Annotated in this window: 3 rRNA genes; all 3 read right to left on the bottom strand. The window is 57.7% G+C overall.

Annotated elements, in window-relative coordinates:
- Positions 1-6: 6 nt before the first annotated feature.
- Positions 7-124 (bottom strand): 5S ribosomal RNA (gene rrf / locus MJ876_RS21355).
- A gap of 179 nt (positions 125-303) precedes the next feature.
- Positions 304-3,463, bottom strand: a 23S ribosomal RNA gene (locus MJ876_RS21360).
- Positions 3,464-3,981: 518 nt separating this feature from the next.
- Positions 3,982-5,516, bottom strand: a 16S ribosomal RNA gene (locus MJ876_RS21365).
- Together the 16S, 23S and 5S rRNA genes form the textbook arrangement of a ribosomal RNA operon.
- Positions 5,517-5,647: the final 131 nt, after the last annotated feature.

Genomic DNA, 5,647 nt, shown 5'->3' on the forward strand with positions numbered 1-5,647 from the left:
GTAGTAGTCCGGCGGCGTCCTAGTCTCCCACAGCCTCTCGACTGCAGTACCTTCGGCGCTGGAGGGCTTAACTTCCGGGTTCGGTATGGATCCGGGTGTTTCCCGCTCCGCTATGGCCGCCGTGACATCTGTGAACCTGTCCCCTGCGAGCAGTGTGTGCTCGCGGGTGTGTAGTGGTTCAGATACCGCAGAGTGGACGCGTGGCCGTGTGGCCTGATCTTGTTACGTGCGTTGTTCGGGCTTGTCACCTGGTGATCGCCGGTCGAGTTATTTCACCGTTCGTGGTGGGTCTCGTGGCGGGTGGGTGGCAAGTCCTCGGCCTATTAGTACCGGTCGGCTGGGCATCACTGCTGTACACCTCCGGCCTATCAACCCAGTGGTCTGCTGGGGGCCTTACCCCCTCGAGGGGGTGGGAAACCTCATCTTGAAACGTGCTTCCCGCTTAGATGCATTCAGCGGTTATCACTCCCGAACGTAGCCAACCAGCCGTGCCCCTGGCGGGACAACTGGCACACCAGAGGTTCGTCCATCCCGGTCCTCTCGTACTAGGGACAGCCTTTCTCAAGTTTCCAACGCGCGCGGCGGATAGGGACCGAACTGTCTCACGACGTTCTAAACCCAGCTCGCGTGCCGCTTTAATGGGCGAACAGCCCAACCCTTGGGACCTACTCCGGCCCCAGGATGCGACGAGCCGACATCGAGGTGCCAAACCATCCCGTCGATATGGACTCTTGGGGAAGATCAGCCTGTTATCCCCGGGGTACCTTTTATCCGTTGAGCGACGCCGCTTCCACTTGCCAGCGCCGGATCACTAGTTCCGACTTTCGTCCCTGCTCGACACGTCCGTCTCACAGTCAAGCTCCCTTGTGCACTTACACTCGCCACCTGATTGCCAACCAGGCTGAGGGAACCTTTGAGCGCCTCCGTTACATTTTAGGAGGCAACCGCCCCAGTTAAACTACCCATCAGGCACTGTCCCTGATCCGGATCACGGACCGAGGTTAGACATCTAGTCACATCAGAGTGGTATTTCAACGTCGACTCCACCCACACTGGCGTGTGGACTTCACAGTCTCCCACCTATCCTACACAAATGCGACCAAACACCAATACCAAACTATAGTAAAGGTCCCGGGGTCTTTCCGTCCTGCCGCGCGTAACGAGCATCTTTACTCGTACTGCAATTTCGCCGAGTCCACGGTTGAGACAGCGCCCAAGTCGTTACTCCATTCGTGCAGGTCGGAACTTACCCGACAAGGAATTTCGCTACCTTAGGATGGTTATAGTTACCACCGCCGTTTACTGGGGCTTAAATTCTCCGCTTCGGTGTTACCACCTAACAGGTCCTCTTAACCTTCCAGCACCGGGCAGGAGTCAGTCCGTATACATCGTCTTACGACTTCGCACGGACCTGTGTTTTTAGTAAACAGTCGCTTGGGCCTGGTCTCTGCGGCCATCACCGCTACCCCACGCAAGGTGGTTCACGGATCCGGCCCCCCTTCTCCCGAAGTTACGGGGGCATTTTGCCGAGTTCCTTAACCATGGTTGTCTCGATCGCCTCGGTATTCTCTACCTGATCACCTGAGTCGGTTTGGGGTACGGGCGGCTCATAGCTCGCTAGAGGTTTTTCTTGACAGCACAGGATCATCGACTTCCCCCATACGGGGTCCCCATCAGGTCTCAGGACCGCACTCGCAGTGCCACCTCCCGGATTTGCCTAGGAGGATCCCTACACCCTTGGCCACAGACAACCATCGCTGTGGATCGACTACCTACCTGCGTCACCCCATCGCTTGACTACTACCGGATCGGGTCATGCGCTCCACCCCCATGCAGGAACTCTCGAAAGAGAACCCACGTGTTGGAGGCTTCGGGCACTTAGCATCACCGGCCTCGTCATGGGCGCTACTTCGCCGGTACGGGAATATCAACCCGTTGTCCATCGACTACGCCTGTCGGCCTCGCCTTAGGTCCCGACTTACCCAGGGAAGATTAGCTTGACCCTGGAACCCTTGATCAATCGGCGCACGTGTTTCTCACACGTGATTCGCTACTCATGCCTGCATTCTCACTCGCGTGGCGTCCACAGCTGGGTCACCCCGCTGCTTCACCCCCCACACGACGCTCCCCTACCCACCCACACATACCCTCACGGGCCGCACATCCAAGTGCGCGTGCAAGTGCCATAGCTTCGGCGGATGACTTGAGCCCCGCTACATTGTCGGCGCGGAATCACTTGACCAGTGAGCTATTACGCACTCTTTCAAGGATGGCTGCTTCCAAGCCAACCTCCTGGTTGTCACTGCAACTCCACATCCTTTTCCACTGAGTCACCACTTAGGGGCCTTAGCTGATGATCTGGGCTGTTTCCCTCTCGACCACGGAGCTTATCCCCCGCAGTCTCACTGCCGCGCTCTCACTTACACCCATTCGGAGTTTGGTTAACGTCAGTAACCTGGTCGGGCCCATCGGCTATCCAGTGCTCTACCTGGCGTAAGAAACACGCGACGCTGCACCTAAATGCATTTCGGGGAGAACCAGCTATCACGAAGTTTGATTGGCCTTTCACCCCTATCCACAGGTCATCCCCTCCATTTTCAACTGAAGTGGGTTCGGTCCTCCACGCGGTCTTACCCACGCTTCAACCTGCCCATGGATAGATCACTTCGCTTCGGGTCCAGACCCGGCGACTACACCGGACAAGCCGGCTACGCCCTCTTCGGACTCGCTTTCGCTACGGCTACCCCACACGGGTTAACCTCGCCACCGAGCACTGACTCGCAGGCTCATTCTTCAAAAGGCACGCCATCACCCCCACCAGCAAGCTGGCATAAGGCTCTGACGGATTGTAGGCGCACGGTTTCAGGTACTATTTCACTCCCCGCCAGGGGTACTTTTCACCTTTCCCTCACGGTACTTGTCCGCTATCGGTCACCAAGAAGTATTTAGGCTTGACGGGTGGTCCCGCCAGATTCACGCAGGATTTCACGAGTCCCACGCTACTCGGGGACACGTCCAACGGAGCCCATCGCTTACGCCTACGGGACTATCACCCACTACGGCACGGCTTCCCAACCGACTTCGACCTCACGATGAGTTTCTCACTCCGCACCGGCACGGCAGCACCGGTCAGACGACCCCACAACCCCCACCACGCAACCCCTGCCGGGTATCACACGCAGATAGGTTTAGCCTGTTCCGCTTTCGCTCGCCACTACTCACGGAATCACTATTGTCTTCTCTTCCTATGGGTACTGAGATGTTTCACTTCCCCACGTTCCCTCCGACTGCCCTATTTCATTCAGACAGCGGTAACACCACATGACTGGTGCTGGGTTTCCCCATTCGGACACCCCCGGATCACAGCTCGGTTGCCAGCTCCCCAGGGCTTATCGCAGGCTCCCACGTCCTTCATCGGCTCTCGGTGCCAAGGCATCCACCATGCGCCCCTCATAACTTGCCACACCCCCCAGCCACCAGCTCAGCACAAGACCAAACCAGCACCGGGAGGATGCCACACGCCACGAGAAACACCACAAACAATAAAACAACCAACAATCACAAGAACAAACACACCAACCCAACACACCCACACCCCCCTCCACGACAAGTCGAAGAAAAGGGGGCACGCGCACGTCAGACCAGTGCGTGTACTCGAACAAACATCACAAAAAACAAGATGCTCGCGTCCACTCTGCAGTTCTCAACCACCACACCCACCCACCCCGAACCGCCCCAACCAGGGACGACCAGCCAGTGGAAGGCAAACCCCCCGAAACCTCGAGGAGCCAGAAACACCACCCAACACAGCTCAACGCTGCACCGTGTGTTGCCTCAGGACCCAACAGTGCGCCACCCATGACCCCCACCCGAACAGGCAGGAGCGACGATGATTCCACATATTCTTCGAAGCTGCGGCCCCCTGTAGTAGGCCGACGCCACTCGACGCCGACACGCAGGACCGCGTGTGATGCTCCTTAGAAAGGAGGTGATCCAGCCGCACCTTCCGGTACGGCTACCTTGTTACGACTTCGTCCTAATCGCCAGCCCCACCTTCGACGGCTCCCCCCACAAGGGTTAGGCCACCGGCTTCGGGTGTTGCCGACTTTCATGACGTGACGGGCGGTGTGTACAAGGCCCGGGAACGTATTCACCGCAGCGTTGCTGATCTGCGATTACTAGCGACTCCGACTTCATGGGGTCGAGTTGCAGACCCCAATCCGAACTGAGACCGGCTTTTTGGGATTCGCTCCCCCTCACGGGATCGCAGCCCTCTGTACCGGCCATTGTAGCATGCGTGAAGCCCTGGACATAAGGGGCATGATGACTTGACGTCATCCCCACCTTCCTCCGAGTTGACCCCGGCAGTCTCGCATGAGTCCCCAGCCACCCGAAGGCGCTGCTGGCAACATGCGACGAGGGTTGCGCTCGTTGCGGGACTTAACCCAACATCTCACGACACGAGCTGACGACAGCCATGCACCACCTGCACACCAGCAAAAGCTGCACCATCTCTGGCACATCCCGGTGCATGTCAAACCCAGGTAAGGTTCTTCGCGTTGCATCGAATTAATCCGCATGCTCCGCCGCTTGTGCGGGCCCCCGTCAATTCCTTTGAGTTTTAGCCTTGCGGCCGTACTCCCCAGGCGGGGCGCTTAATGCGTTAGCTGCGGCACGGAACCCGTGGAATGGATCCCACACCTAGCGCCCAACGTTTACGGTGTGGACTACCAGGGTATCTAATCCTGTTCGCTCCCCACACTTTCGCTCCTCAGCGTCAGGTAATGCCCAGAGAACCGCCTTCGCCACCGGTGTTCCTCCTGATATCTGCGCATTCCACCGCTACACCAGGAATTCCGTTCTCCCCTGCATCCCTCTAGTCTGCCCGTATCGGAAGCAAGCACAGAGTTAAGCCCCGTGTTTTCACTCCCGACGCGACAAACCGCCTACGAGCCCTTTACGCCCAATAATTCCGGACAACGCTCGCACCCTACGTATTACCGCGGCTGCTGGCACGTAGTTGGCCGGTGCTTCTTCTGCGCCTACCGTCACCCCGCCAAAACGAGGCTTCGTCGACACTGAAAGAGGTTTACAACCCGAAGGCCGTCATCCCTCACGCGGCGTTGCTGGATCAGGCTTCCGCCCATTGTCCAATATTCCCCACTGCTGCCTCCCGTAGGAGTCTGGGCCGTGTCTCAGTCCCAGTGTGGCCGGTCACCCTCTCAGGCCGGCTACCCGTCGACGCCTTGGTAGGCCATTACCCCACCAACAAGCTGATAGGCCGCGAGCACATCCCCCACCGCTAAACACTTTCCACCAACCCCCATGCAGGAGACGGTGTACATCGCGTATTAGACCCCGTTTCCGAAGCTTATCCGCGAGTGAAGGGCAGATTACTCACGTGTTACTCACCCGTTCGCCGCTCGTGTACCCCCGAAAGGGCCTTACCGCTCGACTTGCATGTGTTAAGCACGCCGCCAGCGTTCGTCCTGAGCCAGGATCAAACTCTCCATCGAAAACCATGGAAAATCCATACCCATAGCAAAACAAAACAACTAGCAAACCCAAACGAAGAATCGAAAGGGCATACAAACTAATTCATCATCATATGAATGACACACTGTTGAGTTCTCAAACAACACACCCA

The sequence above is a fragment of the Nocardioides sp. CFH 31398 genome (assembly GCF_022436705.1).
Taxonomy (GTDB): domain Bacteria; phylum Actinomycetota; class Actinomycetes; order Propionibacteriales; family Nocardioidaceae; genus Nocardioides.